This window comes from Nonomuraea sp. NPDC049624, from assembly GCF_040675255.1.
Taxonomy (GTDB): domain Bacteria; phylum Actinomycetota; class Actinomycetes; order Streptosporangiales; family Streptosporangiaceae; genus Nonomuraea.
On the sequence record NZ_JBFAOR010000002.1, the window covers coordinates 405,235 to 421,507 of the forward strand.

Sequence of the window (16,273 nt, forward strand, 5' to 3'; positions counted from 1 at the left end):
CCACGCCAGGAGCCGGGGCGGCCGGGCCTCCCCGTCCGGCTCAGCCGACGGACGAGGTCACGGTGTCCACGTGCTTCTGGCTGACCGAACGTCCCGACACCAGCACGAGGTCGAGCGCGCGCAGGTCGGCCAGGCGGTCGAGCGGGTTGCCGCGGACCGCGATGACGTCGGCGCGCTTCCCGGCCTCCAGGCTGCCGGTCTCGGCCCCGGCCCCGCACGCCTCGGCGGCGCGTACGGTGGCCAGCTCGACGATCTCCGCGTTGCCGAACCCGGCCTCGGCGAAGACCTCCAGCCCCGCGACGTAGTCGTCGGTGCGCTTGTCGAGCCCGGCGATGGCGAACCCGGTGTCGGTCCCGGCGACGAGCCTGATCCCGGCCTCGCGCATGGCGGCGAGGTTGCCCAGCCAGCGGTCCATCGGCTCGGCGCCGACGAGCGCGCGCAGGTTCCAGAACTGGCCGTGCACGGTCGGGCACACGTACGTGCCGCTCGCGGCGATGCGGTCGGCCAGCCGCGCGTCGTAGACCGGGCCCGCCGGGGTGTGGAACGTGCAGTGCTCGATCGTGGTGACCCCGGCCTCCAGCGCGTTGCCGATCGACTCGGGGGCGTGGGCGTGGGCCGCGACGGTCTTGCCGCGCGTCGCGGCCTCCTCCACGGCGGCCCTGATCAGCGCGGCCGGGTACTGGGCCCGCCAGCTCGGCACCGAGCCGGGCGACATCTCGCCGCCCGAGGCCATCACCTTGAGGCAGTCGGCGCCGGCCCGCAGGTTCTCCCTGGCCACCCGCCGGACGGACGGCTCGTCGTCGGCCTCGCCGCCCATGTACCAGCAGTGGCCGCCGGTGACCGTGATCGGCCGGGTCGCGGCGATCAGGTGCGGGCCGACGGCGAGGCCGCCCTCGATCGCGTCGCGCAGGGTGAGGTCGAGGAAGTCGCGTCCGCCGAGGTCGCGGGCCGTGGTGACGCCCGCGGAGACGAGCTTGCGGGCGTTCTCGGCCATGCGCAGCAGCAGGTGGCCGTCGCTCACGGCGCTGCGCCGGGTCACCGGGTCGACCGTGCCGTCGAACCCGAGGTGCACGTGCGCGTCGACGAGGCCGGGCAGCAGGGTGTGGCCGGGCAGGTCGAGGGTCTCGGCGGCCTGGCCCGCACTGCCGCGGGGGCCCACCGAGACGATGCGCGAGCCGTCGATCAGCACTTCGCCGTTCGTGATGACCTCTCCGGGACGCCCGGTGAGCACCGTGCCGGCACGGATGATCCGCATGCCCTCCACAGTGCCACACGCGGCCCCGCCGCGCCCGCCCCCGCCGGGGGCCGGAACACGGGCCCCAATTGACAGGAAGGTTTACTTATTACGGCATGATGACCGTCCATGTGGACGCGCGACTTCGTGCTCTTCTTCACCGCCCGCACGGTGTCGATGCTGGGCTCGGCGATGATGCCGGTGGCCACCGCGCTCGGCATGCACGACGCCGGTTACGGCGCCACCGGCGTCGGCCTGGCGCTGGCCGCCTGGATGGTGCCGATGGCCGGGCTCATCCTGTTCGGCGGCGTGCTCATGGACCGGTTCACGCCCCGCCGCATGATGGTCGGCGCCGACCTGGCCAGGACGGCGACGCAGGCCGGCACGGCGGCCCTGTTCGTGCTGGGCCGGCCGGAGTTGTGGCAGGTCGTGGCGCTGTCGGCGGTCGCGGGTGCGGCGGCCGCCATGTACACGCCGGGCGTCGCGGGCACCATCTCCCGGGTCGCGGCCGACGTGCAGCGCGCCAACGCCACCCTGCGCATGTCCGAGGCGATCATGCAGTTGCTCGGGCCGGGGCTGGCCGGGGCGCTGGTCGGGCTGGCCGGGGTGGGCGTGGTGTTCGCCGCCGACTCGGCCGGGTTCGCGATCAGCGCGGTGTGCCTGCTGCTCATGCGGGTGCGGGTGGCGGGCTCCGGCGAGGAGCCTGTGCTGGTGCGGCTGCGCGAGGGCTGGCGGGAGTTCCGGTCGCGCACGTGGATGTGGAGCGTCATCCTGATCTGGGTGGTCTTCGGGATCACCCTGTTCGGGCCGCTGATCCCGCTCGGCTCGGTGGTGGTGACCGACGCGTACGGGCAGACCGCGTACGGGCTGGTGATGTCGGCGAGCGGGGCGGGGACGATCGTGGGCGGCCTGGTGGCGCTGCGGATCAGGCCGGCCAGGCCGCTGGCGGCGGGCGGGATCGGCATGTTCCTGTTCGCGCTGGAGCCGCTGAGCTTCGCGGCCGGCCTGCCGCTCGGCGTGATCATGGCCTGCCACGTGGTGGGCGGCGCTGGGTGGGCGTTCTGGTCGGTGATGTGGGCGACGAGCGTGCAGACGCTGGTGCCGGCCGAGGCGCTGAACCGGGTCAGCGCGTACGAGATCGGCGGCTCGACCATGTCGCTCCCGATCGGCCAGGCGCTGGCCGGGCCGGTGGCCGCCCTGGTGGGCTCCCGCGAGGTGCTGGGCTTCTCCGCGCTGGTCACGGTCGTCGGCTGCCTGGTGCTGCTGTCCCTGCGGCCGGTGCGGCAGATCACCGTAAGGCCGCGGGAAGAGGATCGTAAGGCCGCTCCCGCATCGTAGAAGCATGACAACGACGCAGACCGCACAGTACGAGATCGTCCGCACCTTCGACGCCCCCCGCGAGGACGTCTACGCCGCCTGGACCGAGCCCGAGCGTTTCTCCCGCTGGTTCGGCCCGCGCATGCTGGCCACGCCGGTCGGCCGGATCACCCTCGACGCCCGTCCCGGCGGCCGGTGGCGCGCGACGCTCGTCGGCGAGGAGGGGTTCGAGGCGACGCTGGAGGGCTCCTACCGCGAGGTGCAGGCGCCCGCCCGGCTGGTGTTCACCACCGGCGACCCCGACAACCCCGGCGACGGCCCGGCCTCGGTCGTCACGCTCGACCTGCTCGACCGGGACGGCGGCACCGAGATGCGTTTCCACCAGTTCGGCGTCAACACCGACCAGGAGCACGCCGAGCAGGCCAGGGCCGGCTGGGACGAGTTCTTCGACCGCCTGGCCGAGCATGTCGCACGCTGACCCCCGACACGCGGATCCCCGACGACACGCTGAACCTCAGAACAGGCCGAGGGCGTCGTCCAGCTTGTACGTGCCGCCCCGCTCGTACGCCGCGGCGAAGGCGCGCTCACCGAGCGCGTCCCGGACCCGGGCCGTGACCCGCTCCTCCTCCGCGCGTTCGGCGGCGTTGGCCGGGGTCTGGATCTGCTCGCGGATCGCGGCGGCCAGCCCCAGCAGCACCGCCGCCCGCTCGGTCGGCCCGGCCGCCGACGCCGCGCCCGCGACGCACGCCGCCGCCGTGCGCGGGTCGCCGACCCTGATCGCCGCGGCCAGCGCCTCCCGGTGCAGCTCCAGGGCGGCGGCCGGGTCGCCGCGCTGCTCGGTGAGGTGGCCCAGCTCGACCAGCAGGTCCGGCAGGTGCAGCGGCGGCTCGACGGCGGGGTCGCGCGGCAGGCCCGCCAGCAGGTGGTGCAGGTGCGACTCGGCCAGGTCGAGCAGCCCGGCGCGGCGCGCGGCGAAGGCCAGGCCCATCTCGGCCATGGTCTCGCCCATCTTGTAGCCCTGGCCGAGCGCCAGCTTCAACGCCCGTCCGCACAACTCCATGGCCTGGTCGTACGCGCCGCCGTGCAGCGCCGTCCAGCCCAGCCAGGCGGTGCGCCCGGCCACCTCGGGCCACAGGCCGAGCTCCTCGGCCATGCGCAGCCCCTCGGCGAACAGCCGGCGCGCCCGCTCGTGGTCGCCGGCCATCTCGGCCGCGCCCGCCAGCCATTCGGTGGCCTGCAACATGCCCCAGCGGTCGCCCAGCTCGCCGAACAGCCGCGCGCTCTCCCCCGCGTCGCGCTCCAGCGCCTCGGTGTCGCGCATGGTGAACGCGTCGCGCGCCTGCCTGGCCAGCGCGACGGCGACGCCCCACGTGTCGCCGAGGGCGCGGCAGGCGGCCAGCGCACGTCCGGTCAGCTCCTGGCCGGTGACCATGTCGGGCACGCTCATTCCGGCGAACAGCTCGGCCCTGGCCCGCTCGCCCGGGTCGGCGACGCGCTCCAGCAGCGGCTCCCACGCGACCTGCTCGCCCAGCAGGAGCGCGAACCCGGCGTGCCAGGCCGCCGCCCGGTGCCTGGCCGGGCCGTCCGGCCCCGCGACGGCCAGCGCCGCGCCCAGCGAGCGCCGTCCCTCGGCCAGCCGGCCGCGCAGGAACCAGTACCAGGCCAGCGCGTTGACCAGGCGCGCGGCGGTGTCGGCGGCCCCCTCGGCGATCGCGGTGTCCAGCGCGGCCCGCATGTTGGCCGACTCGGCGTCCAGGCGCAGCAGGCGGTCCCGCTGCTCGCCGCCGTACAGGCCGGGTTCGGCCGCGACGGCCAGCTCCAGGTAGTGGCGCAGGTGGGCGCGGCGCACGTCGGCCAGCTCGCCGGCGTCGGCCAGACGGCCCACGCAGTACTCCGACACCGACTCCAGCAGCCGGTACCTGACGCCCGTCGTGCTCTCGGCGACCACCACGAGCGAGCGGTCGACCAGCCGGGCCAGCAGGTCGAGCACGTCGAGCCCCGGCTCGGCGCACACCGCCTCGGCCGACTCCAGGGTGCAGCCGTCGGCGTGCACGGCCAGGCGGCGCAGCACCACCCGTTCCTCGTCCGACAGCAGGTCCCAGCTCCAGTCGATCACGGCGGTGAGCGTCTGCTGCCGGGCGGGCGCGCCCCTGCGCCCGGACGCCAGCAGCCTGAACCGGTCGTCCAGCCGGTCCACCACCCCCTGGATGCCCAGCGCCCGCACCCGCGTCGCGGCCAGCTCCAGGGCCAGCGGGATGCCGTCGAGCCGCCGGCAGAGCTGGGCCACCGCCTGCGCGTTGCCCGCCTCCAGCGCGAACCCGCGGGCCGAGGCGGCCGCCCTGGCGACGAACAGCCGGACGGCGTCCGAACGGGCCATCTCCGCCAGGTCCGTGCCCGCCGGCAGGTCGAGCGGCGGGACGCTCCACAACACCTCGCCGTCCACGCCGAGCGGCTCCCGGCTGGTGGCCAGGACGGTCAGGCCCGGCACCGCGGCCAGCAGCGCGTCGACCACGTCGGCGACCTGCTCGACCACGTGCTCGCAGTTGTCCAGCACGAGCAGCACGCGCCTCGGCCGCAACGCCGCGGCCAGCCGTTCGCACACGTCGCCGCCCGACGGGTCCTCCCGGATGTCCAGGGCGGCCATGATCGCCTCGGCGGGCGAGTGGGTGGCGGCGTCGAGCGCGACCAGCCAGGCGCCGTCGGCGAAGCCGTCCAGCAGCCGGTGCGCCGCCTCCAGCGCCAGCCTGGTCTTGCCCACGCCGCCGGTGCCGGTGAGCGTCACCAGCCGCTCGGCGCTGACCAGCGAGCAGACCTCGGCCAGCGCCTCGTCCCTGCCGACGAGCTTGCTGACGGACGCGGGCAGGTTCGTGGTGGGCCGCTCGGCGGGCAGGCTCAGCGCCGGGTCCTGGCCGAGGATCGCCTGGTGCAGCGCGACCAGCTCGGGGCCGGGATCGAGGCCCAGCTCGTCGGCCAGGCGCTCGCGCAGCTCGGCGAAGCTCGCCAGGGCGTCGCTCTGCCGTCCGGCCCGGTAGAGGGCGCGCATGTGCACGGCGCGCAGCCGCTCCCGCAGCGGATGCCGGGCCACCAGGTCGCCCAGCTCGCCCACGAGCAGCCCGTGCTCGCCCAGTTCCAGCCGGGCCTCGGCGCGCTGCTCCAGCGCCGTCAGCCGCTGCTCCTCCAGCCGGACGATCGCCGACCTGGTGTACTCCTCGTCGGCGAAGTCGGCGTAGGCCGCCCCCCGCCACAGCGCCAGGGCGTCGGCCAGCAGCCCCGCCCTGGTCCGCGGGCTGTCGGCGGCCTCGGCGCGGGTCAGCAGGCCGGCGAAGCGGTCCGCGTCGAGCGCGCCGGGATCGGTGCGCAGCAGATAGCCGGGCGCCCGCGAGACCACCAGGTTCTTGCCGCCCGGCTCGGCGTCCTCCAGCGCCTTGCGCAACTGGGAGACCCGCACCTGGAGCGCGCCCGCCGGGTTGCCCGGCGGCTCCTCGCCCCACAGGTCCTCCACCAGCCGGTCGGCCGAGACCGGATGGCCCTCGTGCACGAGCAGATCGGCGAGCAGCGCCCGGACCTTGAGCCCGGGGATCGTCACGGGCTCCCCCGCATCGGTCCACACGGCCAGCGGCCCCAGCACCCCAAATCGCATGTCCGTCACCTTATGCGCCGCCGTAAGTCCTCGAGAAGCGCACCGGAAGCGCCCTCCGGCACGGTGAGATCGACGAAAGGGGAAACGACATGAAGACCGGCACCCTCGCTGGACGGCGTGAATGGACGGGGCTCGCGATCCTCGCCTCGGTGGCCCTGCTGCTCTCCGTCGACCTGAGCGTGCTCTACCTGGCGCTGCCGCACCTGAGCGCCGGGCTCGGCGCCTCCGCGCCGCAGCAGCTGTGGATCCTGGACATCTACTCGTTCATGCTGGCCGGGTTCCTGGTGACGATGGGGACGCTGGGCGACCGGATCGGGCGGCGCAGGCTGCTGCTGATCGGCTCGGTGGCCTTCGCCGCGGCCTCGGTGGCCGCCGCGTACTCGGTGAACGCGGAGATGCTCATCGTGTCGCGGGCGCTGCTCGGCGTCTCGGGGGCGACGCTGCTGCCGTCGTCGCTGGCGCTGATCCGCACGATGTTCACCGACGGCCGGCAGATGGGCACCGCGATCGGCCTGTGGTACGGCTGCTTCATGCTCGGCATGGCGGTCGGCCCGCTGGTGGGCGGGCTGCTGCTGGAGCACTTCTGGTGGGGGTCGGCGTTCCTGATGGGCGTGCCGTTCATGGCGGTCGTGCTGGTCGCCGGACGGCTGCTGCTCCCCGAGTACCGCGACCCGAACGCCGGCCGCCTCGACCCGGCCAGCGTGGCGCTGTCCCTGGCGACCATCCTGCCGGTCGTCTACGGGCTGAAGGAGGTCGCGCGCGGCGGCTGGCAGCCCGTCCCCCTGATCGCGATCGCCGCCGGGACGGCCTTCGGCGTGGCGTTCGTCAGGCGGCAGCGCAACCTCGCCAGCCCGCTGCTGGACCTGCGGCTGTTCGGCAACCGGGCGTTCGCGGCGACGCTGGGCATCATGTCGCTCGGCGGGATCGTCATGGCCGGGACCACACTCATGACCACCCAGTACCTGCAGACCGTGGCGTCGCTGTCGCCGCTGGGCGCCGGGTTGTGGCTGGTGCCGCAGAACCTGGCGATGATCGTGGCCCTGTCGGTCGCGCCGCGGCTCGCCGCCCGGATCGGCACCGCGTACGTGATGGCCGCCGGGCTCGCGCTGGGCGCCGTCGGGCTGTTCCTGCACACCCAGGTTTCCAGCGTGGGCGGGACCGGGCTGGTCGTCACCGGGCTGGTCCTGGCCTCGGCGGGCATCGCGCTGCCGATGGGCACGGGCAACAGCGTGATCATGACGGCCGCGCCCGCCGAGAAGGCCGGCTCGGCGGCGTCGCTGACCGAGACGAGCGGCGAGTTCGGGGTGGCGGTCGGGGTGGCCGCGCTCGGCAGCCTCGGCACGGCCGTCTACCGCGGGCGGCTCCCCGAGCACCTGCCGGTGGAGGCCGTGCGGGAGAGCATCGGCGCGGCGGTGACCGCCGCCAAGGACCTGCCCGGACTGCTGGACCTGGCGCGGGCGGCGTTCACGGCGGGGCTGAACACGGTGGGGGCCGTGAGCGCGGTGGTCTTCGCGGGGCTGGCCGTCTTCGCCCTCCTCACCCTCCGCCACCACCGCCCGACGCCCTGACCCCCTCCTGCCCTCTCGCCCTCTCCTTGTCCCCTGACCGCCCTCTCGCCCTCCTTGTCCCCTGACCGCCCTCCAGCCCTCGTTGCCCGCTGACCGCCGGCCTGGCCGGCGGTCCTTCGCCGTTCCGGGCATGCCGTTCGTACGCACGGTCAGCCGGACGGCGGCGCTTTCCTGGCCGAGCCGCGGTAGCCGGCCGCGTCGTAGCGGCGTTCGTTGTCGGCCAGCTTGGCGGTCGCCGCCGCCACCAGATCGACCCCCAGGACGTCGGCCAGCCGGACCAGGTACAGGGTCACGTCGCCGAGCTCGGCGCGGATGCGGGCGAGCGTGTCGGGGTCGGGGCTCGCGGACTCCTCGGCGGTCAGCCACTGGAACTCCGCGACCAGCTCGCCCGCCTCCCCCGCCAGCGCCATCGCCAGGTTCTTCGGCGTGTGGAACCTCTCCCAGTCGCGGGCCCGCGCGAACTCCCGCAGCCGTACGGCCAGCCCTTCCAGCTCCTCGCTCACGCCACCCGACCCTACTGGCCCGCAGGCCGATCCATCACGACCGGTGATGACAGTCCGGGCGAACCCCGTCTGGTTCCCCGGCGACCCTTCGACCGCGCCGACCCGGACTTCGCGATCCTCTGACAGGCACCGCCAGGCAGCAAGCGCCCATTTGACGCCCTCACGCGAACGAAACGCACGCCAGACGGCTTCAAATGGGTAGCGTGATCCTGACAAGGGAGACACCGTGCTTCTCAACTTCCGGTTGGCCAACGTCCTGTCGTTCCGTGATGATCAACGTCTCTCACTGATCGCGACGGAGCTGAACGACGGCACGGCCCGCCCCATCCCGGTCCGGGAGGGAGGGCGGCCGCTGTCCGTGCTCCCGGTCCTGGGGATCTACGGAGCCAACGCCTCGGGAAAGACCAACACGCTCGTCGGCCTGCGGCTGATGCGGCAGGCCGTGCTGCACTCGGTGGCGTGGATCAGCGAGGAGAAGCCGACCCGCCGGATCCCCTTCGCGCTCGACCCGAGCTGCGCGGACGAAGACTCCTTCGTCGAGATCGACCTCGAACTGGCGGGCGTCCGCTACACCTACGGGTTCGAGCTGGACGACGAACGCGTCCACGCCGAATGGCTGCACGCCTACCCCAAGGGCCGGCGCCAGGTCTGGTTCGACCGCGACGGCGACGACATCCGCTTCGCCGGGGAAGGGCTGCGCGGCGAGAAGCAGGACCTGGCGCGGAAGACCCGCCCGGACTCCCTCTTTCTCACGGTGGCCGCCGAGTGGAACAACGAGCAACTGCTGCCCGTGTTCGAGTGGTTCCGCGACAATCTGTGGCTGATCAGCCCCGAACAGGACCTGCCCCAGCGCCAGGTGTTCACCAAGGCCAGAGCCCTTGCGGATGAACGGTTCAGGGCTCAGGTCGGCCGCCTGCTGACCCGGGCCGACCTCGGCATCGTCGGGTTCGACGAGGCCGCCCTGGCACGTGGTGACGTCCGGCTGCTCCACCGCGCCGGCGATCACACGGCCTCTCTGGACTTCGCGCACGAGTCCATGGGCACGCGCGCCTGGTTCGCGATGCTGGGGCCCCTGCTGGAGGCGTTCCAGCAGGGCACCACGGTGCTCGTGGACGAACTGGACGCCAGCCTGCACCCCGCACTCGCGGCCGAGGTGATCAGGATGTTCGAGGACCCCGAGGTCAACGCGCGAGGGGCGCAGATGGTGTTCACGACGCACGACGCGTCGCTGCTGCGTCCGCTCGCGGGCGGGGAACGGATCCTGGACCGGGACGTGGTCTGGATGGCGGAGAAGGACCCCAGGGGCTCGACGGAGCTGTATCCGCTGTCGAGCCTGCGTCCACCGCCCCGTCCGAACGAGAACCTCGAACGCGGCTGGCTGCTCGGCCGCTTCGGCGGCGTACCACGGGTCGCCCCCGGCGAGCTGGCACGCGAGGCGGGAGAGGCCCTCGCATGAGCCCCGACAAGGTCAGGAAGAAGCGCCAACGCGGCTCCAGCCTGACGGCCCAGCCGCCGCCCCGCGCCGCGAATCGCATCTTCTACGCGGTCGCCGAAGGCGCGGTGACCGAGTACGACTACCTCACGATGCTGCAGAACGCGTTCTCCCGGCAGTGCTCGTTCCGCATCGACATGCCGAAGTACCGGCCCGACGACATGAAACCGTGGAAGGTCGCCCAGCGCGCCCTGACCGTGGCCGAGGAAGACGCTCTTCGCCCGTGACCAGCATGGTGACCTCGACGCCGCCCTGAACGCGCTCAAGGAGCACCGCAAGATCAGAGTCGCCCTGTCCCATCCGTCCTTCGACTTCTGGCTCTACCTGCACTACGGCCTCTACGACCAGCCGCAGGACGGCCGCAACCACCAGATCCACCAGCTGTTGTCACAGCGGCCCGGTTTCGCGGGGTTCGGGCCGAGGGACAAGAGGATCACCAAAGCGCGCGCCGATCACCTCATGCCACGCCTCAAGACCGCGTTCGACAATGCGCGAAGCCTGGAGAGGCGCTGCGCTTCCGGCGAGTGCTCCCATCCGCGAGGCCCCAAGCCACGTTGCGGGCTCATCGATCAGGATCCGTCCAGCGGGATGTGGCGCCTTCTGGAGAGCCTCGGCATCCCGCCGTTCCTCTGAGGCGGCCGGAGAGACGGGCTCGGCGAGCGCGCAATGAGCAGCCGCACAGGTGATCAGAGCCGTCGAGCAGGCGGGCGTGAAGAGGTCTCGCAGGTCAACCGTGGAAGGCCCAGGCGCCGGAGGCGCGGGGGGTGCGCCGGAGGCGCCAGAAGAAGGGCGCCTGAGCCCGGAGGGCGAAGACCACTCAGGCAGGGCCCCACTGCTCAGGCCGGGCGGTTCTGGCCCACCCCGTCACTCCACCGCGGCCGTGCTCTCGCGGACGATCAGTTCCGTAGCCAGTTCCACCCGTTTCGTCTCCGGCACCTCGCCCTTCCCCATCCCCAGCACCGTACGGGTGGCCAGCGCCGCCATCTCCTGCAACGGCTGGCGCACGGTCGTCAGCGGCGGCCAGGCCGACTTCGACAGCGGCAGGTCGTCGAACCCCACCACGCTCAGATCCTCCGGAACGCGCAACCCCCGCTGCCGGGCGGCCTCGAACACGCCGAACGCCATCAGGTCGCACCCGGCGAAGATGGCCGTGGGCGGTTCGTCGAGTGACAGGAGTTCGTGGCCCTGGTCGTGGCCGGAGTCGACGAGGAAGGTGCCGCGCCGGACGAGTTCGGGGGCGAGCGGCACGCCGGCCGTCTCCAGGGCGGCCCGGTAGCCGTCGACGCGGGCCTGGCTGCACAGCATGTCGGCGGGGCCGCTGATCATGCCGATCCGGCGGTGGCCGAGTTCGAGCAGATGGCGGGTGGCGGCCAGGCCGCCGTTCCAGTTGGTGGCGCCGACCGAGACGATGCCGGGGGCCGGCTCGCCCTCGGGGTCGACCACCACGAACGGCAACGACCGCGCGCTGAGCTGGGCCTGCACGCCGGTGGACAGGCGCGAGGCGACGATCACCACGCCGTCGGTGCGGCGGGCGGCCAGCCGTTCGAGCCAGTCGCGGCCGGGACCGGCGTGGGTGTGCAGCACCGAGATGACGACGCTGGCGCCGGCCTCGTGGGCCGCGCTCTCCGCGCCGCGCACGATCTCCATGGCCCACGGCGACTCGATCTCGGCGAACACCAGGTCGACCAGGCCGGCGGGGGTGTCGTCCTGGCTGACGCGCCGCTGGTAGCCGTGTTCCTGGAGCAGCCGTTCGACCTTGTGACGGGTCGCCGGCGCCACCTCGGGCCGGCCGTTGATGACCTTGGAGACCGTGGGGATGGAGACTCCGGCCTCTTCTGCGATCAGTGCGATCGTCACGCGCCTCTTAGCTGACACGTTCGGGAGTGTATCCGAAAGTTTCGGACTGGGATCGCTCCCACAACAGCTATTGACGCCCTCCGCAGCACGTACCTATGCTCCGACCAACGAAATTATCGGGGGCTATACGAAACTTTCATACCGCTTGCGCCCGATGAAGGGACCCCCTGGATGAAACGCGGTCTGATCCTCATGGCCACCGCCGTGCTCGTCGCCGGATGCGGCAGCGGCGGGAGCGGCGAGAACGGCGGGCAGCCCGGCGCCTCGCAATCCGGCCAGAAGCCCGCCAAGGTGACGCTGGAATGGTGGCACCTGTCCACCTCCGAACCGCTGAAGTCCCTGTGGGCGCAGCGGGCCAAGGACTTCGAGGCCGCGCACCCCGACGTCACCATCAAGGCGACGGTGCTGGAGAACGACGCCTACAAGGCCAAGCTGACCACGATCACCCAGTCGGGCAAGGCCCCCGACGTCTTCGTCACCTGGGGCGGCGGCGTGCTCAAGCAGCAGATCGACGCCGGCCTGGTCAAGGACCTCTCCGACGACGTCGCGCCCGTGCTGGGCACGTTCACCCCCGCGGCGCTGAGCGCGTACCAGTTCGACGGCAAGACCTACGGGCTGCCGACGGACATCGGGCTGGTCGGCTTCTGGTACAACAAGAAGCTCTTCGCCAGGGCCGGCATCTCGGCCCCGCCCGCCACCTGGGCGGAGTTCCTCGACGACGTCAAGAAGCTGAAGGCGTCCGGCACCACCCCGATCGCGCTGGCCGGCAAGGAGAAGTGGCCGGGCCACTACTACTGGGCCTATCTGGCGATGCGCATCGCCGGCCTGCCCGCGCTCACGCAGGCGGGCGTGGACCACGACTTCACCAAGCCCGACTTCGTGGCCGCCGGGCAGCAGGTCAAGGCGCTGGCCGAGCTCCAGCCGTTCCAGAAGGGCTTCCTCGGCGCGGGGTACGGCACCCCCGACGGGCAGGCGGCCACGGTCTCCAACGGCAAGGCCGCCATGGAGCTGATGGGCCAGTGGGCGCCCGCCGTGCAGAAGGACTCCGGCAAGGGCCTCGGCGACGACCTGGGCTTCTTCCCCTTCCCCGCGGTCGAGGGCGGCAAGGGCTCGATCGGCGACGCCTTCGGCGGCGGCAACGGCCTGTCGGTGGGCGCGGACGCGCCCCCGCAGGCCGTGGAGTTCGTGAAGTTCATGACGCAGATGGACCAGCACACCAAGGCCGTGGCGGCGGGCGGCGTGCTGCCGGTGCTCAAGGGCGAGGAGAGCGCGGTCAAGGACGCCAACCTCAAGCAGGTCGCGACCCTGCTGGCCGGGGCCTCCGGCTACCAGCTCTACCTGGACCAGGCCTACCCGCCGGCCGTCGGCCAGCAGGTCAACGACAGCGTGGCCGAGCTGATCGCCGGGACCAAGACGCCGGAGCAGATCGGCCAGGACATCAGCGAAGTGGCCAAGAGCGAATGACGACGCTGACCCGAGGGCGGGCGGCGGTCGCGCCGCCGGCCGCCGCCCCGCCGGGGCGGCGGCGCGGGCGCGCGGTGACGATCGCGCTGTTCCTGCTGCCCGCGCTGGTGCTCTTCCTGCTGCTGGTGGTGACGCCGATCCTGGTGGCGGTCTACGCCAGCGCGTTCAAGTGGAACGGGTTCGGCGGGCTGCCCACCCAGTTCGTCGGGCCGGCCAACTTCACCAGGCTGCTGTCGTCCGGGATCTTCGCCACCGACCTGTGGCACCTGGTGGTCCTGGTGCTGTTGTCGGTGCTGGTCCAGCTCCCGTTCTCGCTGGCCGTGGCGATGTTGCTGAACCAGCGCATCCGGGGGCGGGCGGTCTACCGGCTGGTGTTCTTCGCCCCGTACGTGCTGTCCGAGGTGATCACCGGCGTGCTGTTCTCGCTGATCCTCGCGCCGGACGGCGGCATGGCCAACCAGCTGCTGTCGGTGTTCGGCCTGGAGTCGGAGTTCCTGGCCGATCCGGACACCGTGATGCCCGCGATCTTCCTGGTCATGACGTGGAAGTACTTCGGCTTCCACATGATGATCTACCTGGCCGGCCGGCAGGGCATCCCGGACGAGCTGATCGAGGCCGCGCAGATCGACGGCGCGACGCCCTGGGAGACGTTCCGGCACATCACGCTGCCGCTGCTCGGGCCGACGATCAGGATCAGCGTGTTCCTGTCGGTCATCTACACCATCCAGCTGTTCGACCTGGTCTGGATCCTCACCGGCGGCGGCCCGTCGCACTCCTCGGAGACGATGGCCGTCACCATGATGGAGTTCGGCTTCAAGCGCTCCCAGGTGGGTTACGCCAACGCGATCAGCGTCGTGATGTTCGCGCTCAGCCTCGTCTTCGCCCTCGTCTACCAGCGCGTGGTGCTGCGCCGGGACCTGGCGGGGGCGACGACGTCCATGGGAGGCCGCCGATGAACCACGGAAGGCCGCCCGCGCGGCGGCGCCGTCCGACCCTGCCCCTGCACGCGATCGCCTGGCTCGTCGGCGCGTTCATCCTGGTGCCGATCGTGTACGCGCTGCTCGGCGGGTTCAAGAGCAACAGCCAGCTCTCGGGCAACCCCTTCGGCCTGCCCGACCCCTGGATCACCGCCAACTACACCGACGTGCTCGGCTCGGGGTCGTTCTGGCGGCAGGTGTGGAACAGCACGTTCATCGCGGTCGCCACGACCGTGGTGATGGTCGGGCTGGCGGCACTGGCCGCGTTCGTCTTCGCCAGGTTCGCCTTCCGGGGCAGGGAGGCGCTGTTCACGCTGTTCACCGCCGGGCTGATGTTCCCGTTCGCGGTGGCCATCCTGCCGATCTTCGTGCTGCTGCGCACGTTCGGGCTGCTGGACGACCCGCTCGGCGTCATCCTGACGCAGGCCGCCTTCGGGCTGCCGCTGACGATCATCATCCTGCGGGGGTTCTTCCGGAGCATCCCGGGCGAGATCGAGGAGGCCGCGATCATCGACGGCTGCTCGCCGTTCGGGTTCTTCTGGCGGATCCTGCTGCCGATGGCCCGCCCGGCCATGGCGACGGTCTCCGTGCTGGCCGTCGTGGGGAGCTGGAACAACTTCATGCTGCCCCTGGTGGTCTTCAGCGACGAGTCGAGCTGGACGCTGCCGCTCGGCATCCAGCAGTTCCAGGGCCAGTACGCCACCGACACCGCCCGCGTCCTCGCCTACCTGATCCTGGCCATGGTGCCGGCGCTCGGGTTCTACGCCATCGCTGAACGTCACCTGGTCGGTGGGCTCACCGCGGGTGCGACGAAAGGGTGAACATGCTCCACGTCTCAGGAAGCCGGCTCCTCACCCCCGAAGGCACGCCCGTCCGGCTCAGGGGGGTGGGCCTCGGGGGCTGGATGAACATGGAGAACTTCATCACCGGCTATCCCGCCAACGAGACCTCGATGCGCGCGGCCGTGACCGGCGTGCTGGGCGAGGAGCGGGCCGAGCTCTTCTTCGACCGGCTGCTCACCTCGTTCTTCACCGAGAGCGACGCCGGGCTGCTGGCCGGGCTGGGCATGAACTGCGTGCGCATCCCGGTCAACTACCACCACTGGGAGTCCGACGACCGGCCCATGGAGATCGACCCGAGGGGCTTCCGGCACCTCGACCGGGTGATCGGCCTGCTGGGCGAGCGCGGCCTCTACAGCGTCATCGACCTGCACGCCCTGCCCGGCTCCCAGAACCAGCACTGGCACAGCGACAACCCCACGCACGTGGCGGCGTTCTGGCAGCACCGGCACTTCCAGGACCGGGCCGTGCACCTGTGGGAGGCGCTGGCCGACCACTACCGGGGGCATCCGTGGGTGGCCGGGTACAACGTGGTGAACGAGCCGGGCGACGTCTCGGGCAAGGTGGTCGGCCCGTTCTACGACCGGCTGGTCAAGGCCGTACGGGCCGCCGACCCCGACCACGTCCTGTTCCTGGACGGCAACACCTACGCCACCGACTTCTCGATGTTCCGGGAGATGTACGAGAACACGGTGTTCGTCATGCACGACTACGCCCTGGCCGGGTTCGCCCACGGCGGCCCGTACCCGGGGCTCACTAGGGGCGAGTGGTGCGACCGCGGCCAGCTGGAGGAGACCTTCGCCCGGCGGTCCCGGTTCCAGCGCGAGACCGGCACGCCGTTGTGGGTGGGCGAGTTCGGCCCGGTCTACACCGGCGACCCGGACCGGGACGCGCAGCGCTACCAGGTCCTGCGCGACCAGCTCGACATCTACGACGCCCACGAGGCGGGCTGGTCGCTCTGGACGTACAAGGACGTGGGCCTGCAGGGGCTGGTGCACGCGTCGAGGGCGTACCTGGACAGGTTCGGCGCGTTCATCGCCAAGAAGCGGCGGCTCGGCGCGGACCGGTGGGGCTCGACCATGGAGGAGTGCGCCGACGTGCTCGCCCCGCTGCACCGGCTGGTCGAGACCGAGTTCCCGGACTGGGCGCCCTACCCGTGGGGCGCTCGCTACCAGACCGACGACCTGATCAGGCACATCCTCCTCGCCCAGGCCCTGCTGCCCGAGTACGCCGGGCTGTTCGGGGGGCTCGGCGACGACGAGCTGCTGGCCCTGGCCGACTCGTTCGCGCTGGAGCAGTGCGTACGGCGCGAGCCGCTGCTCGACCTGCTGGCCGGCAATCTCACTGGGTGACAAACCGCTCATACAGTCGGGTGCGTCACA

General features: G+C 72.2%; 13 protein-coding genes and 1 pseudogene. 10 read left to right on the forward strand and 4 right to left on the reverse strand.

Features of this window, described 5'->3' with window-relative positions:
- Positions 1–40 precede the first annotated feature (40 nt).
- Positions 41–1,255 (reverse strand): amidohydrolase family protein, encoded by a 1,215-nt coding sequence (locus AB0J76_RS08180; protein WP_352320056.1) that lies wholly within the window; start codon positions 1,253–1,255, stop codon positions 41–43.
- A 108-nt stretch (positions 1,256–1,363) separates the two neighbouring features.
- On the opposite strand from AB0J76_RS08180, the gene AB0J76_RS08185 reads away from it, so the two are divergent.
- Entirely contained in the window at positions 1,364–2,572 is a 1,209-nt protein-coding gene (locus AB0J76_RS08185; protein WP_352320054.1) for an MFS transporter, read from the forward strand.
- A gap of 4 nt (positions 2,573–2,576) precedes the next feature.
- Complete coding sequence (locus AB0J76_RS08190) at positions 2,577–3,029, forward strand: SRPBCC domain-containing protein (protein WP_352320052.1); 453 nt, start codon at positions 2,577–2,579, stop codon at positions 3,027–3,029.
- Positions 3,030–3,065: 36 nt separating this feature from the next.
- On the opposite strand, the gene AB0J76_RS08195 is transcribed toward AB0J76_RS08190, so the two are convergent.
- On the reverse strand, positions 3,066–6,191 hold the full coding sequence (locus AB0J76_RS08195; protein ID WP_352320050.1) for a BTAD domain-containing putative transcriptional regulator: 3,126 nt from the start codon (positions 6,189–6,191) through the stop codon (positions 3,066–3,068).
- A gap of 89 nt (positions 6,192–6,280) precedes the next feature.
- Here AB0J76_RS08195 and AB0J76_RS08200 point away from each other — a divergent pair, with 89 nt between their 5' ends.
- Positions 6,281–7,759, forward strand: a complete 1,479-nt coding sequence (locus tag AB0J76_RS08200) for an MFS transporter (protein WP_352320048.1) — start codon at positions 6,281–6,283, stop codon at positions 7,757–7,759.
- Between the two features lie 149 nt (positions 7,760–7,908).
- Here AB0J76_RS08200 and AB0J76_RS08205 read toward each other — a convergent pair whose 3' ends face one another.
- The gene (locus AB0J76_RS08205) at positions 7,909–8,262 is read right to left on the reverse strand and encodes a nucleotide pyrophosphohydrolase (RefSeq protein WP_352320046.1); all 354 of its coding nucleotides are present in this window, start codon (positions 8,260–8,262) and stop codon (positions 7,909–7,911) included.
- 226 nt (positions 8,263–8,488) lie between these two features.
- On the opposite strand from AB0J76_RS08205, the gene AB0J76_RS08210 reads away from it, so the two are divergent.
- From AB0J76_RS08210 to AB0J76_RS08220, 3 genes and pseudogenes are all read left to right on the forward strand, one after another.
- A complete protein-coding gene (locus tag AB0J76_RS08210) occupies positions 8,489–9,718 on the forward strand; it encodes an ATP-binding protein (protein ID WP_352320045.1) in 1,230 nt (409 codons plus the stop codon).
- Positions 9,715–9,981: a hypothetical protein gene (locus tag AB0J76_RS08215; protein WP_352320043.1), complete on the forward strand. Its 267-nt coding sequence runs from the start codon at positions 9,715–9,717 to the stop codon at positions 9,979–9,981. The genes AB0J76_RS08210 and AB0J76_RS08215 overlap by 4 nt, the downstream gene beginning before the upstream one ends.
- 13 nt (positions 9,982–9,994) lie before the next feature.
- Positions 9,995–10,387, forward strand: a pseudogene (locus tag AB0J76_RS08220) (RloB domain-containing protein); the annotation flags it as partial.
- Between the two features lie 231 nt (positions 10,388–10,618).
- Here AB0J76_RS08220 and AB0J76_RS08225 read toward each other — a convergent pair.
- Positions 10,619–11,629: a LacI family DNA-binding transcriptional regulator gene (locus AB0J76_RS08225; protein WP_352320041.1), complete on the reverse strand. Its 1,011-nt coding sequence runs from the start codon at positions 11,627–11,629 to the stop codon at positions 10,619–10,621.
- Positions 11,630–11,782: 153 nt separating this feature from the next.
- Here AB0J76_RS08225 and AB0J76_RS08230 point away from each other — a divergent pair, with 153 nt between their 5' ends.
- From AB0J76_RS08230 to AB0J76_RS08245, 4 genes are read left to right on the forward strand one after another with little or no spacing between them, the layout of a single operon-like run.
- Positions 11,783–13,075, forward strand: a complete 1,293-nt coding sequence (locus tag AB0J76_RS08230; RefSeq protein WP_352320039.1) for an extracellular solute-binding protein — start codon at positions 11,783–11,785, stop codon at positions 13,073–13,075.
- Positions 13,072–14,031, forward strand: coding sequence for a sugar ABC transporter permease (locus AB0J76_RS08235; protein WP_352320037.1), 960 nt, complete (start codon positions 13,072–13,074; stop codon positions 14,029–14,031). Before AB0J76_RS08230 ends, AB0J76_RS08235 begins: the two co-directional genes overlap by 4 nt.
- A complete protein-coding gene (locus AB0J76_RS08240; RefSeq protein WP_352320035.1) occupies positions 14,028–14,873 on the forward strand; it encodes a carbohydrate ABC transporter permease in 846 nt (281 codons plus the stop codon). Before AB0J76_RS08235 ends, AB0J76_RS08240 begins: the two co-directional genes overlap by 4 nt.
- Before the next feature lie 2 nt (positions 14,874–14,875).
- Positions 14,876–16,243, forward strand: coding sequence for a cellulase family glycosylhydrolase (locus AB0J76_RS08245; RefSeq protein ID WP_352320034.1), 1,368 nt, complete (start codon positions 14,876–14,878; stop codon positions 16,241–16,243).
- The last annotated feature ends 30 nt before the right edge of the window (positions 16,244–16,273 follow it).

Excerpts from the sequence above, each read along its gene's own strand:
- AB0J76_RS08180 (WP_352320056.1), bottom strand. The coding sequence starts at position 1,255 with ATGCGGATCATCCGTGCCGGCACGGTGCTCACCGGGCGTCCCGGAGAG.
- AB0J76_RS08185 (WP_352320054.1), top strand. The coding sequence starts at position 1,364 with ATGTGGACGCGCGACTTCGTGCTCTTCTTCACCGCCCGCACGGTGTCG.
- AB0J76_RS08190 (WP_352320052.1), top strand. The coding sequence starts at position 2,577 with ATGACAACGACGCAGACCGCACAGTACGAGATCGTCCGCACCTTCGAC.
- AB0J76_RS08195 (WP_352320050.1), bottom strand. The coding sequence starts at position 6,191 with ATGCGATTTGGGGTGCTGGGGCCGCTGGCCGTGTGGACCGATGCGGGG.
- AB0J76_RS08200 (WP_352320048.1), top strand. The coding sequence starts at position 6,281 with ATGAAGACCGGCACCCTCGCTGGACGGCGTGAATGGACGGGGCTCGCG.
- AB0J76_RS08215 (WP_352320043.1), top strand. The coding sequence starts at position 9,715 with ATGAGCCCCGACAAGGTCAGGAAGAAGCGCCAACGCGGCTCCAGCCTG.
- AB0J76_RS08230 (WP_352320039.1), top strand. The coding sequence starts at position 11,783 with ATGAAACGCGGTCTGATCCTCATGGCCACCGCCGTGCTCGTCGCCGGA.
- AB0J76_RS08235 (WP_352320037.1), top strand. The coding sequence starts at position 13,072 with ATGACGACGCTGACCCGAGGGCGGGCGGCGGTCGCGCCGCCGGCCGCC.
- AB0J76_RS08240 (WP_352320035.1), top strand. The coding sequence starts at position 14,028 with ATGAACCACGGAAGGCCGCCCGCGCGGCGGCGCCGTCCGACCCTGCCC.
- AB0J76_RS08245 (WP_352320034.1), top strand. The coding sequence starts at position 14,876 with ATGCTCCACGTCTCAGGAAGCCGGCTCCTCACCCCCGAAGGCACGCCC.